This window comes from Prevotella sp. oral taxon 299 str. F0039, assembly GCF_000163055.2.
In the GTDB taxonomy this organism is placed as follows: Bacteria; Bacteroidota; Bacteroidia; order Bacteroidales; family Bacteroidaceae; genus Prevotella.
Genome location: NC_022124.1, coordinates 530,555 through 551,823, shown reverse-complemented (window position 1 = coordinate 551,823; position 21,269 = coordinate 530,555). Strand labels below are relative to the sequence as shown.

The window sequence follows — 21,269 nt, the reverse complement described above, 5'->3', positions numbered from 1 at the left end:
ATTTTTTTGCTCGAAAAATATCCTTTCTAGTTCTTCTAAAGAGAAGAACAAGCCTCAATATGCCCTTCTCTCCCACTTCTTTCTCTCCTTTTGAAATACGCTTATATCGTTTCAAAACAACATCTCTATTGTTATTCAGCACAAGCGATGTTCTAAAAGCGGTGCTTTTGCAATGTAAAGGCAGTGCTTTCACCACGCAATAGCATTGACATTGCGATGCAATAACAATGCTATTCTTTTTCAACACGAAGTTTATCTATACAAAAAAGCATTCTTACCATGCACCAAAGCGGTGCGGATAAGAATGCTTTTATTATTGTTTTAGCGAGCGACAGATGTCTGCCTACCTGCTATTTTCTATTCAACTGATTATTATTGGTTGTTGTGTTGGTCGTTATTTCCTTCACGACGAGGACGACGTTCGCCACGATCTTCACGACGAGGACGGCGTTCACGCTCTACATAACCTTCTGGTTTTGGCATTAAAGCACGACGAGAAAGTTTGTATTTGCCTGTCTTTGGATCAATGTCTAACAACTTAACGGTGATGTTGTCGCCTTCTTTAATTCCAGCTTCTTCAACACTTTCAAGACGTTTCCAGTCGATTTCAGAGATATGTAACAATCCATCTTTACCTGGCATGATTTCAACAAAGCAACCATAAGGCATCACTGAGCGTACAACACCATCGTAAGTTTCACCAATTTCAGGTACTGCAACGATAGCTTTAATCTTCTTCAAAGCAGCATCGATAGAGTCTTTGTTAGGTGCACTCACCTGAACTTTACCCACTCCGTCTACTTCTTCGATTGTGATTGTTGCGCCAGTTTCTTCTTGCATTTGTTGAATAATCTTACCACCAGGGCCAATTATTGCGCCAATAAACTCTTTTGGAATTTCTAAGCTCACAATTCTTGGAACTTGAGGTTTCATCTCTTCACGTGGAGCAGAGATGGTTTCGGTCATCTTACTCAAGATATGTTCACGACCAGCTTTAGCTTGCATCAATGCTTTTTCAAGTATTTCGAAGCTCAATCCGTCGCACTTAATGTCCATTTGAGTTGCGGTAATACCTTTCAAAGTACCTGTTGTTTTGAAGTCCATATCACCTAAGTGGTCTTCATCTCCAAGGATATCGCTCAACACAGCATACTTTTCTTCTCCTGGATTCTTAATCAATCCCATTGCAATACCGCTCACTGGTGCTTTCATTGGTACACCTGCGTCCATCAATGACAATGTTCCTGCACATACAGTAGCCATAGATGAAGAACCATTACTTTCAAGGATTTGGCTCACAAGACGCACTGTGTAAGGGAAATCTGCTGGTATTTGACCTTTCAAACCACGCCAAGCAAGGTGTCCGTGACCTACTTCACGACGGCCAACTCCACGTTGTGCCTTTGCTTCTCCAGTACTGAATGGTGGGAAGTTATAGTGTAACAAGAAACGTTGGTAGCTCTTATCTAGAACATCATCAACCATTTTCTCGTCTAACTTGCTACCAAGTGTACAGGTAGAAAGGCTCTGTGTTTCACCACGAGTGAACAAAGCACTTCCGTGAGGCATTGGAAGTGTAGACACTTCGCACCATATTGGACGAATTTCGTCTGGTTTTCTACCATCTAAACGTTTTCCTTCGTCTAGGATACAACGACGCATTGAGTCTCTCATCACATCGTCATAGTAGCGGTCTACCAATGCATGTTTATCGCTTAACTCATCTTCTGTTAAGTCTGTATGAGCATTATTATATTCTTCGATAAATGCTTCTTTGATTTGATCGAATGCTTCTCCACGGCTCTTCTTGTCGTGATCGCCTGCAAGAGCGATAGCATAGCATTTGTCGTAAGTTGCTTTTCTAAGAGCTTCACGTAATTCTTCGTCGTTATTTTCGTGATTGTATTCACGCTTAACATCTACGCCTAGTTCTTTAGAAAGCTCTGTTTGAAGGTCGCACATAGGCTTAATAGCTTCGTGAGCCACCTTTAATGCTTCGATAAGTTCTTGTTCAGACACCTCATCCATTTCGCCTTCAACCATCAATATATTATCTTTTGTTGCGCCAACCATAAGGTCCATATCCGCATTTTCCATTTGTTGGAATGTTGGGTTCACAACATATTCGCCATTAATGCGTGCTACTCGAACTTCAGAAATAGGAAAATCGAATGGAATATCAGAGCAAGCAAGTGCTGCAGAAGCTGCAAATCCTGCTAAAGCATCTGGCTGATCGACACCATCTGCAGATAAAAGCATTACTTGTACGTACACTTCTGCGTGATAGTTCGATGGGAATAGTGGTCTAAGAGCACGGTCTACAAGACGTGAAGTCAAAATTTCATTGTCGCTTGCTTTACCTTCTCTCTTTGTAAAACCACCAGGAAAACGCCCTGCAGCTGAGTATTGTTCTCTATAATCTACCTGCAAAGGCATAAAATCTGTCCCGGGAACTGCATCTTTTGCGGCACAAACAGTGGCGAGAAGTACAGTATTTCCCATAGTGATAACTGCAGAACCGTCTGCCTGCTTTGCCACTTTCCCGGTCTCAACGCTGATGAATCTGCCATCAGACAATTGAACTTTTTTTGTTATTACGTTCATCTAAAATAATTTAAAACATTTATTGTTTTGTCGAGTATCTTTAATTTCTTGCTTACAAAGTTAGCGTTTTTATAACGAAAAGCATTATTCTCGGGTCGTTAATTTCACTTTTATGCGTGTTTTTATTTCGATTAACATTTTGCAACTTACAGATTGTAATATGCCAAAAGACATTTGCGAGCAAGGCGATCTCTTTTCTATTGATTTTGGAGGGAATTTTTATTGATTTTCGAAAGCAAATGAGGTGCATTGCAATAGCTATGTGTTTGGGGTGTAAAAGCTCAAACTTTTATAACTGAAAAAATATTCCTACATTGCAAAGAGAATGCAAGTTCAACAAATTGAATTAAAAACTCATTTCTTAAACTTGCATTGTGTGGTTATCTTAAACCTAAACTATCCATAGAAGATAGAACTAAATATTTCACTTTATTTCAAGTATTGTAATTTATGTTTCATATAAAAGAAAAATATAGTCATAAAAATTACAATCAAGTACATTATTGCAATGTGCAACATTATATAACCTGCAGAAGCTAAAGTTAAATAAAATAGGGACATGCAAATTACAAATTGAATAACTTGACAATAAAGTGTTAGCAACTTCAGGTTATATTCATTCTTCTTGATATTACTCTTTCTGCTCATCTTATATGGATTTTTAATGTAATACTGAACTAAGAAGAAAAGAAAAATAGACAATAAAGGAATTAGTAAGATAAAAGCTTTGGGAGCATAGCCATCAACAGTTCCTTCAAAATTCCAATGTCGTATAATCTGTTCAGCTCCTGTAAATAATCTGTTTATTGCCACTCCTGCAGTTAACACTAGTGCTATAACACTCATAATTTTAATGATTTTTATAACTTTATTCATGACTGTTCATATTTAGATATATTAAATTTCTCAACTCTGTTTCAGACTACTGATTACTAATAATTCGTGTCAAAAGTCCTTTATTTGTTGCATTTCGTATAGATTTGAATAAATCATCACCAAGTAGCGTACATTCAGCATCTGTAAATACAATGACTTTTATGGATGAATATACCAATAAACATTCGCCTATATATTTGCAATATTTCAGAAAAACTCATCATTCTCAATGCTTTTGGGGTGCAATGAAAACAACAATTAATGCAAGAAACGGTACATTTACCCGTTGTAATAAGGCTAATTGTTATAGGTTTCTTTTTTTACTAACAGTTATTGTATTTCACAAATATAACTATAGCTATAAAAATAAACAAATCTTTTTAAGATTATTTTCACCGAGAAGATTTACATTTTAATTCAATATATAACTCGAGCAAGTTATTCTATAAACAACATTTTATAATATCTTGTTATAAAAATGTATGGAATTCATCTTCAAAAATAGTATGAAAGAAGCTCTTGGGCAAAAGATTATTGAAGTTTTACAAAGATATTGGAATGTAAAAGGACTGCTTTTATACGCTAATTACAATGCTATTACAACACAATAGTTATGCTTTTACATTCCACCCGCTATCTTATTGATTATCAATATATAAAAGCAAAGTGGAGATTCAACACAGAATCTCCACTTCATTATCTACTTAACTATTACATATTATGAAAAAATTGAGAGAAAAAACGAACTTCACAGTCCATTATTTGTTTTATAAACATTGATTATTTTATTGAGAAAGCATTGAAAAAATATCTTAATCAATTGGATTTACCATTTCTTGAGTAGACAAATTACTTTGTTTCATTGTGTCTACAACAGCCGAATCATTTACTGCAACTGAGCTTCCACGATGAATTGTGGTGCTAAATGCGTCGCTGTTTTTTGTGCTTGTTGCATCAGGACTCATCGAAACAACCATTGCATTGCCTAATGTTAGAACGATTGCAACCATTGCTGCTGCCTTAAATAGTGGCATTAAGCGACGTGTAAGGGTTATTTTTTGTGCCTTAACGGGTGCATCTTCGCCCACCATTGCAAGGAGTTGAGCGTCAAATTGCTCGCCAAGAACGTTTTGTTCTTTATCTTCTTGCTCATAAACAAACAGGGCGCGGAACTGTATTAAGCTGCCAGGCACATCCTTTTGGCTGAAGAATGAACGTAAAATGTTCTCTTCTTCGAGTGTGGTTGCCCCTTCCCAGTATTTGTTTAATAGTTGATTGATATATTTATAGTCCATAATCGTCTAGCTTTATAAATCTTTCTTTAACCGTTTTGCGTGCTCTAAAGATGTTCACCTTTACTTGCTCTTCGGTTATTTGTAACACTTCTGCAATCTCTTTGTATTGTTTTCCTTCAATATCTCGTAGTTGCATACAGCTTCGTTGCTTCTCTGGTAGGGCATTGATTATGCGCTTTACGAGTTCAACTCTGTCACGTTGCAGTGTTTTTTCTAATGGAGATAGCTCTCTACTAACGTCTTGTATTGTTGTATTTTCGAGCGATTCATTATTTGCATCCTGTTTCTTTATACGATCGAGAGCGAGATTTCGACAGATAGTAAGACTAAATGCTTCTATTGATTCTATCTCATTCCACTCATCTTTTTTATCCCATACTTTCAAAAGAGTATCTTGCACGATGTCTTTTGCATCTTCTTCGCTCTGCGTTATACGCAAAGCCAGGCGATAAAGGATATTTTTTAGTGGCAAAACATTATTGCGAAAACTAATTTTTTCCATCTCCTATGTAATTAAATGACGAATGAAAAGCATAAAAGTTACAATGAAATTCGTTTTTAACTTTTATTTTCATTCCCAACTCTTCTTACTCTCTTTTACGGGGGTTCTTTTCTTTTTCTACTTTAGTAGATAACGAACAAAACTGCACTCTGATACTTCTTTTAGACGAAAGGACTATAAATGGGGTATCAGCATGCAGTTTTTCTTACTCTAATGGCATTGCAATGGGATTACAATGCGATGCGTGTTGCGATTTAGTTACGCACTATTCTTATTCTAAATAGGTGTAACCATAGAGCCCTGAGCGGTAGTTCGACAAGAATTCTTTACCCTCTTCGAGTGATATTTTTCCTGCTTTGACACTCTTTGCAACCCATATTTCTAGCTGACGAACGAGCTTTTTAGGATTGTATTGCACATAATCCAATACCTCTTCAACGGTCTCTCCATCGATAATTTGGTCGATATGGTAACGTCCATCTTTAACTGATATGTGCACTGCGTTGGTATCTCCAAACAGATTATGCATGTCACCCAAAATCTCTTGATATGCTCCTACAAGGAAAACACCTAAATAATATTGGTCAGACTTCTTGAGTTGATGAACTGGAAGGACGTGAGAAATATGTCGATTGGTTACGAAATTGGCAATCTTTCCATCTGAGTCGCAAGTGATATCTTGTAGAGTTGCATTGCGAGTAGGACGCTCATCAAGTCGTTGTATGGGCAAAATGGGGAACAATTGATCGATAGCCCAGCTGTCTGGCAATGATTGAAAGAGCGAAAAGTTACAGAAATACTTATCAGCAAGAAGTTTATCTAACTTTCTAAGCTCTTCTGGAACATGCTTTAACTGCTTTGTTAGGGTGTTAATCTCTCTACAAATGCTCCAATACATGCCCTCAATTTCAGCACGAGTCTTTAGGTCTACAATTCCATGAGCAAATAATTCAAGTGCTTCTTCACGTATTTGTTCGGCATCATGCCAATCTTCTAGAATCGAACGAGAATTAAGATTGTCCCAAATATCATACAAGTCTTTCACCAATTGATGGTCAGTTTCTGTTGGTTCGAACTCTTCTGACATTCTAGGTAACGATGCAGTTTCGAGCACATCGATAACTAATACAGAGTGATGGGCAGCTAATGAGCGGCCACTTTCTGTAATAATGTTAGGGTGTTGTATGTTATTCTTGTTCGCTGCATCGACAAATGTGTAGACACAGTCATTGACATACTCTTGAATAGTGTAGTTAACCGAGCTTTCACTGCTTGGAGAACGGGTGCCATCATAGTCTACTCCGAGTCCACCTCCACAATCAACAAAATCTACATTGTAGCCCATTTTGTGCAAATTGATGTAGAATTGTGCTGCTTCTCGTAGTGCGGTTTGAATTCTTCTAATCTTTGTTATCTGCGAACCAATATGGAAGTGAATAAGACGTAAGCTGTTATGGAGTCCTTTTTCGTCGAGAATTCGAAGTGCTTCGAGTAGTTCACTTGATGTTAAACCAAACTTACTTGCATCTCCTCCGCTCTCTTCCCACTTGCCAGAGCCTGAAGATGCGAGCTTAATACGAATACCTAAGTTAGGCTTTACGTTGAGTTTCTTAGCCGCTTTGGCAATAATTTCAAGCTCATTTAGCTTTTCGATAACGATAAAGATGCGCTTTCCCATCTTCTGAGCCAATAGAGCTAGCTCGATATAGCTTTGGTCTTTATAACCATTACATATAATTAAAGAGTCGCTTTGACATTGAACTGCGATCACTGCGTGTAGCTCTGGCTTTGAACCTGCTTCCAAACCGAGGTTGAATTTACGTCCATGTGAGATGATTTCTTCAACTACTGGTTGCATTTGGTTCACCTTAATAGGATAAATAATGAAGTTTTCTGCCTTATAATCATATTCTTTCTTTGCTTGTTGAAAGCAGCTTGCGGTTTGCTCAATACGATTATCTAGGATGTCAGGGAAACGCAATAACACTGGAGTTGTAACATCTCTTAGTGCTAATTCGTTCATTACTTCTTTCAAATCAATACGTGTTTGGTCTTTAGAAGGACTTACATAAACATTTCCTTCTTCGTTAATTCCGAAGTAAGAAACACCCCAACCATTTATATTATAGAGCTCTTTAGAGTCTTCTATGGTCCATTTCTTCATTTAATTTACTATTATTTATTTTTAAGTTGCTTTTGTTTTATCCTATGTTTTGTATGGATTTCTTTTTAATAGAATTTTTCCTTTAATTTATCCACACACAAACAGCCTTTTAATCTGGTAACCCAATCATTTCTTTTAGGCGAGAAGCAGAAGCAATTATCTCTTTTCTTGTGTCGAGTAAGTTGATGTCGAACACATGTTTTGCTTTTAAATAGAATGGTTCTCGATGAGCTATTTGCTCCTTAATAAATTCCTTTACTTCTTCAGGAGATTTGTCTTTGAGGAGTGGTCGTGGCACTCTTGTCATCTTAATATGCTTAAAGAGCACCTCAGGAGACGCCTTTAAATAAATCGTTTCGCCTTGTTCATTCATATAATCGATATTATTGTAGAAGCAAGGAGTGCCCCCTCCGCAGCTAATTATCACGTTTTCGAATTCGGCAACTTCGTGCAACATGTTTACTTCTATTTGTCGAAAGCCTTCTTCTCCACGTTCTTCAAAGAGTTCACTAACGCTTTTTCGCATGCGATTTTCTATATACCAATCGAGGTCATAGAATGTCCAACCAGTGAGTTTAGATAGTGCATAGCCCACAGTTGTTTTGCCTGCGCCCATATAACCGATAATGATTATACGTTTCATTTCTTCTTTTCTGCCGATGCTTTCACAACATCCATGCACTCACCATAGGTCAATTCTGCTGCTTTTGCATGTAAGTTTTTGGGCAAGCGATAGTTTTTTCCTTCGTAACAGATGTAAGGTCCATAACGTCCGTTAAGGATTTCGAGGTTAACCCCTTCGCCAAAGTCTTTCAAGTGACGTTGTTTCTCTTGCAATCTCTTTGTTTCTATTAACGCAACAGCATGTCCTAAAGTAACCGACATTGGGTCTTCTCCCTTTGGAAGAGATATATACTGCTTGTTATGTTGAATATAAGGACCAAATCTTCCTGCACCAACTATAACGTCTTCGCCTTCGAATTGACCAAGAACTCTTGGCAATTTAAACAATTCAAGAGCCTCTTCTAAAGTGATTGTTTCAATACTCTTTCCTGTAGGAACTTGTGCAAAGCGAGGTTTATCAGTATCTCCTGCACTACCAATCTGCACAACTGGACCAAAACGTCCTATCTTAACAAATACGGGTTTATTTGTTTTAGGCTCTAAACCCAATTGTCTTTCGCCTGCTTTATGCTCCGAACGAGCATTCATCACCTTATCAACAGTAGGTTCAAACTCGTCGTCAAAGGTCTTCATCATTTCCTTCCAAGTCTCTTTTCCCTCTGCAATAAGGTCGAATTGACTTTCTACTTTTGCCGTAAAGTTGTAGTCTACGATGTCTGAGAAGTTAGCTGTTAGGAAATCGTTCACCACAGAACCAATGTCAGTAGGTAAGAGTTTGCCCTTTTCATTGCCCACTGTTTCTTTCTTAGTTGTCGATGTTATCTTGCCATTTTTCAAGACATCCACCACATAAGTGCGTTCTTCTCCTGTTTTATCTCCTTTCACTACATACTCTCTTTGTTGTATAGTACTGATAGTTGGAGCGTATGTTGATGGGCGTCCAATACCCAATTCTTCCATTTTATGCACCAAACTTGCTTCTGTATAGCGTGCTGGAGCCATGCTAAAGCGTTCAGTTGAAACAATTTCTTTACGTTCTAACAAGTCGCCTTCTTTAAGAGTTGCAGGCAAAACATGCGATTGTTCGTCTGCATTTGCATCATCGTCATCGGTAGATTCACGATAAACTTTCAAAAATCCATCAAATGTTATCATCTCACCAACAGAGGTAAAGCTCTCGTTTGCACCGCTAACGTTTATCGACACGGTTGTTTTCTCGATTTGAGCCTCTGCCATTTGACTTGCAATGGTGCGCTTCCAAATCAACTCATACAATCTTTTTTCTTGCGCAGTTCCATCTATTTGCGTTTTATCCATATAGGTTGGGCGAATAGCTTCGTGTGCTTCTTGTGCGCCTTTTGCATGAGTTTGATAGTTGCGAGAGCGACTATACGACTCACCATATAGCTTTTCTATTTCTTCTTTCGCTGCTCCTCGAGCCAAAGTAGATAGGTTCACGCTGTCGGTACGCATGTATGTAATGTGTCCACCTTCGTAAAGACGTTGCGCAACCATCATTGTTTGCGACACTGTAAAGCCCAATTTGCGTGCAGCTTCTTGTTGAAGTGTCGATGTTGTGAATGGTGGTGCAGGCATTCTCTTTAGCGGTTTCTTTGCTATTGATGCGATTTGGAAGGTTGAATCTTTACTTTTTTCAAGGAAAGAAACAGCCTCTTCGTGATTCTTAAAGCGTTTATCCAATTCTGCTTTAAGTTCTGTTACATTCCCTTCTCCATCTTTCAACACAAAGATAGCATTCACTCTATAATAGGGTTCGGTTTTGAATGCTTGTATCTCACGTTCTCTTTCAACAATCAAACGTACGGCAACACTTTGCACACGACCTGCAGAAAGAGCTGGTTTTACCTTTCTCCACAACACTGGAGATAGCTTGAAGCCCACCAATCTATCCAAAACTCGACGTGCTTGTTGTGCATTTACCAAGTTCATATCAAGCTGACGAGGTGTTTCTATCGCATGAAGTATGGCTGTTTTTGTTATCTCATGAAACACAATTCTATTGGTTTTCTCTTCGTCTAACCCTAAAACCTCGCACAAGTGCCATGCAATAGCTTCTCCTTCACGGTCCTCATCGGATGCTAACCAAACCGTTTTACTTTGTTCTACATTTCGTTTTAATTCTGAAACAAGTTTCTTCTTTTCTTCAGGAACTTCATAACAAGGATCTAAACTCTTTGGATCTATACTGATTTCTTTTTTCTTTAAATCTCGTATATGTCCATAACTAGACATCACCTTAAACTCTTTTCCAAGAAACTTCTCTATTGTTTTTGCCTTAGCGGGGCTCTCTACGATAACTAAATTCTGTTGCATATCAATGAGATAGTATTTTAATTTTGGTTGCAAAATAAATAAAAAGTCTACTTATACATTATTACATAGAGTGTTTTTTGTGTTTTTTTAAACTTTTAGATTTTACTTAATGCATTTTTGTTAGCCCACCTTCACTAACAAGTGGTATGCCAAACACTATATATCTTAACATTTCTTGCCTTTTTAAAATGTGGATATTGGTTTTATTCTAGATATTTTTTTGATGCTTTTTGATGTTTTATACTCCACCTTACAGCCCCAAATGGGAACTAGAACAACAAGAAAAGACACAAAAAGAATGCTTTTAGAAAAATAACAGAGCACATGCTCACGCACGAGCGCACGTTCATTAGCAACTAAAAAGATTGATTTTGTAACAAAACACTCTTTTCTTTCGTCATAATAGCTATCGAATTGCACTCCAAATACATTGTTTTTATTTTCTAAAAGCATTGACTTTGCTAACTAAAAGCAATGCTTTTAAGCTCATTTCCCCATAAAAACACCCATTTTATCGATTATTATCATTTACAAAGACTCTCTTTTATTTTTCAACCTCATATATTTTTATCATTTAGAAACTTAGCTTTTCAAGATAAAAAAAACGCCTTCATTTCGCTTTTCATCCTATACTATTTTTAGATTATTTAGTACTTCTCTTCCAGTTTTCATTTAAAAGACATGAACTCCATCATCTTCTCCTTTTCTATTGAAATCAAAACAACGATTAAATCGTATTTTTATAGATTTCATCGGCATTATTTTATTCGGTGAAATGGTACTTTTTATTTTACTCTTTGTTTGATTAAAGCAAGAAAATACAGATTAATTACACCAAAATGGGATTTTTATAACGGAACAGAGTTCTTGCTTTGCAAGACTTACACAATGAGCTTGGCTCATAAAAAGATGGTTTTATTTTGAGTTATCTCCTATTTCTACTAACTTTGTTGCATGGTATTAAATTATATTTGGATTGGCTTTTTCATCATTGCGTTCGTTGTAGGACTCGTAAAAGTGATTTTTATGGGCGACACCGACGTATTTACAACCATGATGAACAGTACTTTTGAATCGGCAGAAACTGCCTTTAAAATCAGCATTGGCTTAACAGGTGCCCTATCATTGTGGCTAGGTGTGATGCGAATTGGAGAGCAAGGCGGTGTAATTAACATCTTATCTCGAGTTCTAAGTCCTGTGTTTACTAAGCTATTTCCAAGCATTCCAAAGGGTCATCCCGCAACAGGTAGCATCTTTATGAACATCGCTGCCAACATGTTAGGGCTCGACAATGCCGCAACACCATTGGGTTTAAAAGCTATGGAACAACTTCAATCGCTCAATAAAGAGAAAGATACGGCGAGTAACGAAATGATTATGTTCCTTGTTTTGAACACTTCGGGCTTAACACTTATACCTGTTTCTATCATGGTTTATCGTGTTCAGGCAGGTGCTTTGCAACCAACTGACATCTTTATACCTATTCTTATTGCCACATTCTTCTCGACTTTGGCAGGAATCATTATCACTTCTATCTATCAACGCATCAATCTTTTCAACAAAACGCTATTACTAACACTTGGCGGAATGCTTGCGGTGGTATGTGGATTGATTTGGGGTTTGGGTCAATTAGACAAAGACACAATGAACAAAGTGAGCACACTTAGTGCTAACATCATACTAATGTCTATCATTATTTGCTTTATTTTAGCAGGTGTTAGAAAGCGAATTAACGTGTACGATGCCTTTATTGAGGGCGCAAAAGAAGGATTTAACACCGCAATACGCATCATTCCCTATCTCGTTGCCATACTGGTTGCCATTGCAGTGTTTAGAGCTTCGGGCGCAATGGACGTTTTAATAGGTTCTATTCGCTGGACAATTGCATCGCTTGGAGTAGACGCAAGTTTTGTAGATGCATTGCCAACGGCTATTATGAAGCCTCTTTCGGGTAGCGGAGCACGTGGAATGATGGTGGATGCAATGAACACTTATGGTGCAGATTCGTTCGTTGGACGATTGAGTTGCATTTTCCAAGGCTCTACAGACACTACTTTTTACATCTTAGCTGTGTACTTTGGAAGTGTGGGAATACGCAAAACTCGCCACGCAGTTGCATGCGGTTTGCTGGCAGATTTAGCGGGAGTAATTGCTGCAATAGCCATTGCTTACTTCTTTTTCTCATAGTTTTGCAACACAATACATTTATCTTTTCGTAACTTTGCATTTGTTGTTATCACATCATAACACAGTAATAGCGAAATAAATACAATCAAAACACGGTTTTATGGCTAATTTAAAATCACTCGCAAAGGATACTGCTATTTACGGAATGAGCAGTATTTTAGGTCGTTTTCTCAACTATTTACTTGTTCCTTTATACACTTCTAATATCTCTGCAGCAAGTGGTGGCTATGGAATTATCACGAATTTATATGCCTATACTGCCCTTCTTCTGGTGATTTTGACATATGGAATGGAAACAACTTTCTTTAGATATGCCAACAAAACCAATGAAGATCCACAGAAAGTATATTCTTCTTCACTCATAATGGTGGGCTTTACCTCGCTATTATTCATCGTTTTGGTGTCTATTTTCTTACAACCTATATCGGGAGTAATGGGCTATTCCGACCATAGTTCATACGTTTGGGTAATGGCTGCCACTGTTTCTATCGACGCTTTTCAATGCATTCCTTTCGCATATCTACGTTATAAAAAGCGTCCTATCAAGTTTGCTGCACTCAAACTCTTATTCATTGCTTTCAACATTGCATTGAACTTACTCTATTTTGTGGTGCTACCTGCTTTATATAACAGCTATCCCGATATCATTCAGCATGTTTATAGTCCTGAAACGGGCGTTGGTTATGCCTTTTATATCAACCTTGTGTGTACGGCAAGCATCACTTTCTTCTTCTATAAGGAATTAACTGGATTTAAATATACATTCGATAAGAAACTGGCTAAGCGCATGTTATCTTATAGTTGGCCTATCCTTATTCTTGGAATTGCAGGTATATTGAATCAAACTGCCGACTTTATTCTCTTCCCATATCTATACAAAGGGGGCGAAGCTCATCAACAATTGGGAATCTATGGCGCTGCTAGTAAGATTGCAATGATTATGGCAATGATTACACAAGCATTTCGTTATGCCTACGAACCCTTTGTTTTTGGTAAGGGAAACGATAAAGATAATCGTGAAACTTATGCTATTGCGATGAAATACTTTATCATTTTCACCCTACTTGCATTCATTGTGGTGATGGGTTACATCAATATTCTGCGCCATATCATCGGTAGAGACTATTGGGAAGGATTGAAAGTGGTGCCTATTGTGATGGCTGGAACGATTATGATGGGCGTTTATTTCAACCTATCTTTTTGGTATAAGCTGATTGATAAGACCATTTGGGGAGCTTATTTCTCTGGTATTGGTTGCTTTGTGTTGGTGCTTATCAATATAATATTTGTGCCTCAATATGGCTATATGGCGTGTGCGTGGGCTGGTTTCATTGGATATGCAACAGCAATGACGCTCTCTTACTTTGTAGGACAAAAGAAATTCCCTATCAATTACCCCTTAAAAAGCATCGGAATATATGTTCTTATGACTATATTCTTCTTCATTGCCATTACTTATAGCAATCAATATCTTCCTAAGATACATGCCCTTGCAGTGAATACGCTCATTATCTTTGCGTTCGTTGCACACATTATATATCACGATCTACCACTAAGTAGAATGCCAGTGATAGGAAAATATTTCAAAAAAGGATAATTAAAAACTCAAATAAAGACAAATAACAAAAAGTATGAAGAAAACTCTTTTAGTATTATTTGCCATTGCTTGCACCCTAATAGCTAAGGCAGATGAGGGTATGTGGACGCTTTATAACCTTCCACAAGCCGTTTATCAACAGATGAAAGGACAAGGATTCGACCTTCCTTACAATAGTATTTATAAGGGGAAAGACGCCATTATGAAAGGTGTTGTGAACTTTTCGGGCTATTGTTCGGGTGTGGTTGTGTCGCCAGATGGGCTTGTTTTCACTAATCACCATTGTGGTTTCGAGGCTATTCGTAGTCATTCAACCGTTGAACACGATTATATGAGAGACGGATTCTATGCTAAGTCGTATGCAGAAGAATTGCCTAACAAAGATACTTTCGTGTCGTTTATGATTGAACAAAAGGACATTACAAGCGAATTAGAGGCTCTTGGAATTGATAAAAAGACCCATGCACAAAAGGGAGTGCTCATCGATTCGCTCGAAAATGTGCTTACTCGCAAAGCAAAAGCTATCGACTCAACTTATCATGTCAATATCGATGCGTTCTATGAGGGCAACAAATACTACGCAACTACATATCAAGACTTCACAGATGTACGTCTTGTGTTCACCGTTCCCAAGTCAATGGGTAAGTTTGGAGGCGAAACTGACAACTGGATGTGGCCTCGTCAGACCTGTGATTTCAGCGTTTTCCGTATCTATGCCGACCCAAAAACAAACAAACCAGCAGCATATAGCAAAGACAATGTACCCTACAAACCAGCTCATTGGGCTCCTGTTTCGCTCCAAGGCTATGCAGAAGACAGCTTTGCAATGACCATTGGCTACCCAGGAAGCACCAATAGATATCTCAGTTCTTATGGTATTAAGGAGAGAAGAGATGCTATTAACGAGCCAACAGCACAAGTTAGAGGTGTTAAACAAGAGGTAATGACCCGCCACATGCGTGCTAGTGAGGCTGTAAGAATTAAGTATGACTCTAAATTTGCACGCAGTGCGAACTATTGGAAAAACTCTATTGGTATGAACAAATGTATCGATTCTATCGGTATTATCAACCAAAAGAAAGATTATGAGAATCGTTTAAGAAGATGGCAAGATAGCACTGGCTACCTAAAAGGAAAACTTAACTTCGATCGTATGGCTACTCTTTACGCACAACGATTCGACCTTATGCGCACAATGCGTTACTTTAGAGAAACTTTCCACGGCACTGGTGAGTTTGTAGACCGTGCTAATCACCTTAATAAAATGGAGATTAAAGGCTCTAAAAACAACAAAAAAGCCCAATTCATCGAGTTTGGAAACAATGAAGATGCATGGGACAAAGCTCTCGACAAGGAAGTTCTTGGCGTGCTTTTGAAGAATTATAGAGAACATGTTGACAAGCAATACTTGCCTAAATTCTACACTGAAATAGATCAAAAGTTCGGCGGTAACTACGTTAAATATGTAGATTATCTATACAACAAATCTCTTTTGATGAAGAAGAACACTAAGATTTATGTCTATAAGAAGAAGGCTTTAACCGACCCAGGTGTTCTTTTCGGTCTAGACTTACTCGATATTCGTGGTGCTTTAAGCCATGGATTAAATGCAATCAACGACAGCATTGAACTACAAGAAAAATATCTTTGCGCTGCCAAATTGCGCATGGAAGAAGACATGCCTCACTATTCTGACGCTAACTTTACTATGCGTTTGAGCTATGGACAAGTGAAAAGTTACGATTTAGGTGGTAATAATTCGGGTTATTTTACAACCGCTCCTACTATCGTTAAGAAAATGAATAGAAGCCAAGAAGTATACGATTATCGTGCAGAGCCTATATTAAAAGAATTGCTTTCGGCTAAAGATTTCGGTAAATATACCGACAATTCAAGTAAAGATTTACAACTTTGTTTCTTAACTACCAATGATATTACTGGCGGAAACAGCGGCTCTCCAATCTTTAATGGTAAGGGAGAGCTCATTGGTTTGGCTTTCGATGGCAACTGGGATAGCCTTTCTAGCGACATAAACTTTGATGCTCGCCTTGCTCGTTGCATTGGAGTTGATGTGCGTTATATGCTTTATCTAATGGATAAATGGGGACATGCAGATCGCTTACTAAAAGAAATCAACGCTCAATAAATATGCTTCATAGGGCAAAAACACTTGCCCTATGAACATAACACAAAAAAAACAGCGATTTAATCGACGTGGGTTTACTTCTCGAAAGAGATAAATTACCGATTAAATCGCTGTTTTTCTTATTTGCAATTCGCTAAACAATCATCTTGTGCATCTGCGCTATTTGCGCCTCAACAAGATTCTTTAATTCTACATTCTCTATAATTTTAATGTCTTGGAAGAGCCCTAATACGAAGCGAACAACAGGCACTAAGCTCACCACTTCGGTCTTTAACAACCAACGTTCGTCACCTATTTCCTCTAAATAGGTTTCTGAAAGGGGATATTCTTCAATTAAAAGATTGTGTGAAAGCTGACCAAGTTCGAGACATATAGATTGTTTTTCTTCGCCCGAGAACATAAATATATCGGTAAAAAGTTCCTTATGCTCGTGTTCGTGCATCCAATCTACATCTAAAATCTCTACATCGTGAGCTCTAGACACTTTGAATGTTTTATTGACATGTGTTTTTAATTCAAAGCAACGCACCTCATTTTCGTTATTAAGAAACAAGAAAGGCTCAACAATGCGGTCGGTTTTTGTTTTACTATGAGGTGATGAATAACTTCGTAAACGCACCATTTTATGCGATTCCATCGCTTCTCTCAGCTTCTGAATGTTGCGTCTTCGCCTTTTTAGATGTGCTGGTTTGGTTGATAACTCAAGGTTATAAAATCGTTCGAACTTAACTTTTATAGACTGCACCATGTTATTTTTATCATCTTGTCCCATCAACATTTGATAAAGAAACATAGCTTCGGAATCGTTCAGAGCAATACTATCGTTTAGCTTTCGAAAGAATTGATTCCTTCGATCTAAGCGATATTTAGTTCTATTCTTAATGATTTTAAACCCATACTTTTTTAAGTTTTCGAAATAATAGTAGATATTCCGTTGCGTAACTCCTAAACTGTTGGCTAGCTCTTGTGTGTCGTGCTCATGGTTATCGGTTAGAAGTAGTATCAGTTCTAGTTCATTTCCGTACTTGTTCATAGGCTTGTTTGTATAAAACAAAGGTATAAAAAAGTGACAACTACTAAGCTCTTTTTGCTAAAAAATTTCCATCTCACCATAAAACTTTTACATGTTGCATTTACAATCGTTCATTCAACACTCCTAAAAACAATGTGTTTACAGCTTAAAATCAATGCTTTTAGCATGCAAAAGGATTGTTATTACACTGCAAAAGCAATGCTTTTTGAAGGAGGGGGCATGGCATACAACAAACATTGGTGATGAGTTGGCCTATCCTAATCTGAGCTTTAGAACGAGATATACACACTTATTCAACGAAGAGGCACCATAATTGCAGAGAAATGGACGAACTTTAAAGCTATATTTGTTAGTCTACTCCCAAAAAGTAAAATCGCCTTCTATAGGATATAGAAAACGACTTTATTTAGAAATAGAGAACATTCGATGTTCAATTTATTTGAAATTACATTGCTCACCTTCATGTTCTTTAACGAATAATTTACGTTCATGATTCATTAAAGAATTCATAATTAAAGACTGAAGAGTAACAAAACCTTCACTACTGCTTGTGTAATCAGAAATAATTTCCGAAATTTGTGAATGTGTAAGTTCCATTTTTTTATTATTTTTTTTGCTTATACAAAGATAAGAAAAATATGGACTTACACACTTTTTTAGTACACTACCTATCTCACTCTCTCCTCCCTTGGGCATATCAACAATGGGCGGTAGCCTACCAGTGGGCGGACAAAGTGTCCGCCAAAGCAAAGCGACTACCTATAAAAAAGAAAGCAAGTCTTGGTGTCGCCTAATGGCGGATCCAAGACTTGCTTGTAAGTATTATGAGATTATTGTTTATAGAATACCTCTTCGCTTTAATTCAAAGAAACATTTTCTGGTAGCCTCTATATCAGAGCCAGCATCATGTGCATTATCAAAGTTTTCTCCAAAAAGTTTATAATACAATTGTTGAAGTTTTGGATATTTGTAGCCGTACAAGCCCGAAATCTTACAAAAATCAGTAGACTTCTTCATCGTACAGATTTTATTTATCTTCTCCAAGGTTTCTTTCTCATCTATCATGTCATTTCTTATTAGCTCAGCTGTAACGACATGAATGTCGAAATAGATGTTATGCCCAACTAAAATGACATCATTATAGTCAACGTCATTTACAAAATCATTTAGAACATCACATAAATCTTCGCCATCTTCTACTGCTTTTTCCTGAGTTATTCCGTGTATGTTAATTGAGGACTGCGGTATCCTAAAACCTTCTGGAGAAATTATTCTTGATTGAAGCTCTTTATATATGTCTCCATTTTCACGAGTAATCAACCATGCTATTTGAACTAATCTTGGCCAATTGTTTGTGTCCTCGCTTGGAGCATTATAGTCATTCGGGATGCCTGTGGTTTCCGTGTCGAAAAATAGATATAGTTGCTCCCGAAAGCAATATTTTTCAGCATTGTCATAAATCAGTTCACAATGGCTACTTTCAGGAAAACTATTGCCATCCTCATCTTCTGTCCATGTTTCAACAAAATCTATATCATCTCTGATTTTGTCAAGGTAATACCTTACATCTTGAAGAGTACCCTCAATTACTCCACCAGCTATCAAACTGGCAAGGTTAAAATAAGAGACGGAGTAGTCTGCAGACTTAAAATATTTTACTGCTTTAGCTTTGTCTACTTCAACTCCTCTACCTAAGGCATATGCTACACCTAAAGCATCAAGAGAGTCTCTTGTATTACATTGTTTTATCCATTCAAGATTATCATAGAAGTTATGATTACAATAATCCTTGTATGTAAAAAACTTAGTGCTCTTCTCATACAATTTATAAACTCGTGTACCATTTTTATATTGATTGAATGAGTAGTTATCAATAAAATCTGTAATCAACAAGTCTATATATGATAAATTCACATTTAGAGGTGATGATTCGGGATAGATGTTATCCCTAAAATAATACATTTCATCATTAATCTCCGTTGGAGGCATGAGAATATGACCATCCCATTCCAATTCAAGTTTTTGGAAATGTTTAATTTTTTCGCCATCAACAACATCTACGACCCTTGGTGTGAATATCATGTTGTGAATATCAGTTAATATTGCTTCCGATGTGAAAATTATAGAAAAGCCTGTCCCATTTTTATTTATGATTACCCAAGGATAATCAACAGGAAGCCTAAGTTCTTTGAGAAACTGAACAATGTACCCATTAATGTCCTTTAATTCATTACGCCACGAAAAATATGAAGAGTCAAGGTCATGAATATCATGCACAGTAATTGCATGATATTTATTCCAACCTGTTATAAGTGCAATTCCACTACAATAGTCCATTTGACTATTTATCAAAGAGGCTGCTGTTTGCTGCTTTTGATAATTAATGGACGATGGGTTAAACGAATATTCTCCAACCTCACTCCTAAAAATTTTCATTACATTCATTCCCAATGAATTGTAATATAAATACGCACATTTTATCTCTTGTTGAAAAATTTGGCTATAATTATTCATTTTAATAGCTTATTTAATTATAACAATTCCAAAGCACTTTCCATCGAGATAACCTCGCGTGGCTTCATCTTGCCGTAGATATTCGTCCGCCTCTCACCGAAACTGATAAACTCACCGAGTTTGAAGCGAAGGTAGGGGGTACTGTCCTAGAAAGTGTGTAATCTTAAATTTCTTTTCTTCGTTTATTATTTATATTTCTTTGTTGTTTTTCCAGGATTTCCATTGATGAATTTTTCTTACATATGTTGTTTTTGTTTCTTGCATTGCAACACTTGCAAGTAGGAAAAGCACTGACTTACTTGTTGGCATTGACGTCCTCATTTTTATTGTTCTCTTATATTTTCTATTGAGTCTTTCAATCCAGTTGTCGTATATATGCACCTTTGTACTTGTATAGGAAAGTCCATATAAGTAAAGTAAGCTATGTTTCTTTCTGCTTTATACTTCTTTAATACAGGATATTTCTTTTCCCATCTGACTACAAAAGTAATAAATTGTTGATATCCTAACAAAGATTTCATCTCTTTGTTTTTCAAAGTAAATAGCTCTTTGAGTTCTTCTTCCATCTATGATTTGTCTTTATAAAAGGCACAATTTAGTATTTGTAGCTTCACATGAGCAACGCAAAACTGATGTGAAGTTTGAGGAAAAGCTGCACAGACAGCGTTCTCTATTCCTTGAAGTGCATCCGATACCACTAAATCTATTTGAGTTACTCCTCGTTCTTTCAACTCTTCAAGCTCTTCTTTCCAGCATATCGCCCCTTCAGTAGGGTGATTTACAACACTTAACACCTCTCTACTTCCATCTTCTAAAACCCCTAAAAGGGTATAATAAGCCTCTTTGGATACTTGTTTGTCTCTGCGAATAGTAATGAAAGTAGCATCAATATAAATGGCTAAATAATGAGAAGAAAGTCTGCGATTGAGCCATTGTTCAACATCTTTACGGCAATTGGTACTCAAATAAGAGACTTGTTGTTTACTATAAGTGCGTCCATAAATTGCATCAGATATTTCACCTATTTGTTCAGTAGTAAGACCTTTGGTGCAAAGAAGATTGAACAACTTTGCACGTTCTTCACTTTCACTACGGATTAAGCCTAAAAGAACAGGATAGAAATTTCCACTGCGACTACGAGGAATACGAAGAGAAAACTCAAATCTATGACTATACCAACGACGAGAACGAAAGTCATTACATTGCTCACCTTCATGTTCTTTAACGAATAATTTACGTTCATGATTCATTAAAGAATTCATAATTAAAGACTGAAGAGTAACAAAACCTTCACTACTGCTTGTGTAATCAGAAATAATTTCCGGAATTTGTGAATGTGTAAGTTCTATTTTTTATTATTATTTTTTTAGCTATACAAAGATAAGAAAAATAT

General features: G+C 37.1%; 12 protein-coding genes and 1 pseudogene. 3 read left to right on the top strand and 10 right to left on the bottom strand.

Annotated elements, in window-relative coordinates:
* Nucleotides 1-372 precede the first annotated feature (372 nt).
* The 7 genes from pnp to topA all read right to left on the bottom strand — a co-directional run bounded on the left by pnp (nt 373) and on the right by topA (nt 10,399).
* Nucleotides 373-2,604 (bottom strand): polyribonucleotide nucleotidyltransferase, encoded by a 2,232-nt coding sequence (gene pnp / locus HMPREF0669_RS02205; RefSeq protein WP_009228564.1) that lies wholly within the window; start codon nt 2,602-2,604, stop codon nt 373-375.
* Between the two features lie 429 nt (nt 2,605-3,033).
* Nucleotides 3,034-3,480, bottom strand: coding sequence for a DUF1648 domain-containing protein (locus HMPREF0669_RS02200; protein WP_009228563.1), 447 nt, complete (start codon nt 3,478-3,480; stop codon nt 3,034-3,036).
* An 812-nt stretch (nt 3,481-4,292) separates the two neighbouring features.
* Nucleotides 4,293-4,775, bottom strand: coding sequence for a hypothetical protein (locus HMPREF0669_RS02195; protein WP_009228562.1), 483 nt, complete (start codon nt 4,773-4,775; stop codon nt 4,293-4,295).
* Nucleotides 4,765-5,277, bottom strand: coding sequence for an RNA polymerase sigma factor (locus HMPREF0669_RS02190; protein ID WP_009228561.1), 513 nt, complete (start codon nt 5,275-5,277; stop codon nt 4,765-4,767). Before HMPREF0669_RS02190 ends, HMPREF0669_RS02195 begins: the two co-directional genes overlap by 11 nt.
* A gap of 271 nt (nt 5,278-5,548) precedes the next feature.
* A complete protein-coding gene (gene speA / locus HMPREF0669_RS02185; RefSeq protein WP_009228560.1) occupies nt 5,549-7,441 on the bottom strand; it encodes a biosynthetic arginine decarboxylase in 1,893 nt (630 codons plus the stop codon).
* A 109-nt stretch (nt 7,442-7,550) separates the two neighbouring features.
* A complete protein-coding gene (locus tag HMPREF0669_RS02180; RefSeq protein ID WP_009228559.1) occupies nt 7,551-8,084 on the bottom strand; it encodes a shikimate kinase in 534 nt (177 codons plus the stop codon).
* The gene (gene topA, locus HMPREF0669_RS02175) at nt 8,081-10,399 is read right to left on the bottom strand and encodes a type I DNA topoisomerase (RefSeq protein ID WP_009228558.1); all 2,319 of its coding nucleotides are present in this window, start codon (nt 10,397-10,399) and stop codon (nt 8,081-8,083) included. The genes HMPREF0669_RS02180 and topA overlap by 4 nt, the downstream gene beginning before the upstream one ends.
* Before the next feature lie 954 nt (nt 10,400-11,353).
* On the opposite strand from topA, the gene HMPREF0669_RS02165 reads away from it, so the two are divergent.
* The 3 genes from HMPREF0669_RS02165 to HMPREF0669_RS02155 all read left to right on the top strand — a co-directional run bounded on the left by HMPREF0669_RS02165 (nt 11,354) and on the right by HMPREF0669_RS02155 (nt 16,329).
* Entirely contained in the window at nt 11,354-12,586 is a 1,233-nt protein-coding gene (locus HMPREF0669_RS02165; RefSeq protein ID WP_009228557.1) for a nucleoside recognition domain-containing protein, read from the top strand.
* Between the two features lie 100 nt (nt 12,587-12,686).
* Entirely contained in the window at nt 12,687-14,183 is a 1,497-nt protein-coding gene (locus HMPREF0669_RS02160) for a lipopolysaccharide biosynthesis protein (RefSeq protein ID WP_009228556.1), read from the top strand.
* 34 nt (nt 14,184-14,217) lie between these two features.
* The gene (locus HMPREF0669_RS02155) at nt 14,218-16,329 is read left to right on the top strand and encodes a S46 family peptidase (RefSeq protein WP_009228555.1); all 2,112 of its coding nucleotides are present in this window, start codon (nt 14,218-14,220) and stop codon (nt 16,327-16,329) included.
* Between the two features lie 133 nt (nt 16,330-16,462).
* On the opposite strand, the gene HMPREF0669_RS02150 is transcribed toward HMPREF0669_RS02155, so the two are convergent.
* The 3 genes and pseudogenes from HMPREF0669_RS02150 to HMPREF0669_RS02130 form a co-directional block, all read right to left on the bottom strand.
* The gene (locus tag HMPREF0669_RS02150; RefSeq protein WP_009228554.1) at nt 16,463-17,362 is read right to left on the bottom strand and encodes a WYL domain-containing protein; all 900 of its coding nucleotides are present in this window, start codon (nt 17,360-17,362) and stop codon (nt 16,463-16,465) included.
* Nucleotides 17,363-18,199: 837 nt separating this feature from the next.
* Nucleotides 18,200-19,807, bottom strand: coding sequence for an exonuclease domain-containing protein (locus HMPREF0669_RS10200; protein ID WP_232236444.1), 1,608 nt, complete (start codon nt 19,805-19,807; stop codon nt 18,200-18,202).
* A gap of 258 nt (nt 19,808-20,065) precedes the next feature.
* Nucleotides 20,066-21,225: pseudogene (locus HMPREF0669_RS02130) on the bottom strand (IS256 family transposase).
* Between the last annotated feature and the right edge of the window lie 44 nt (nt 21,226-21,269).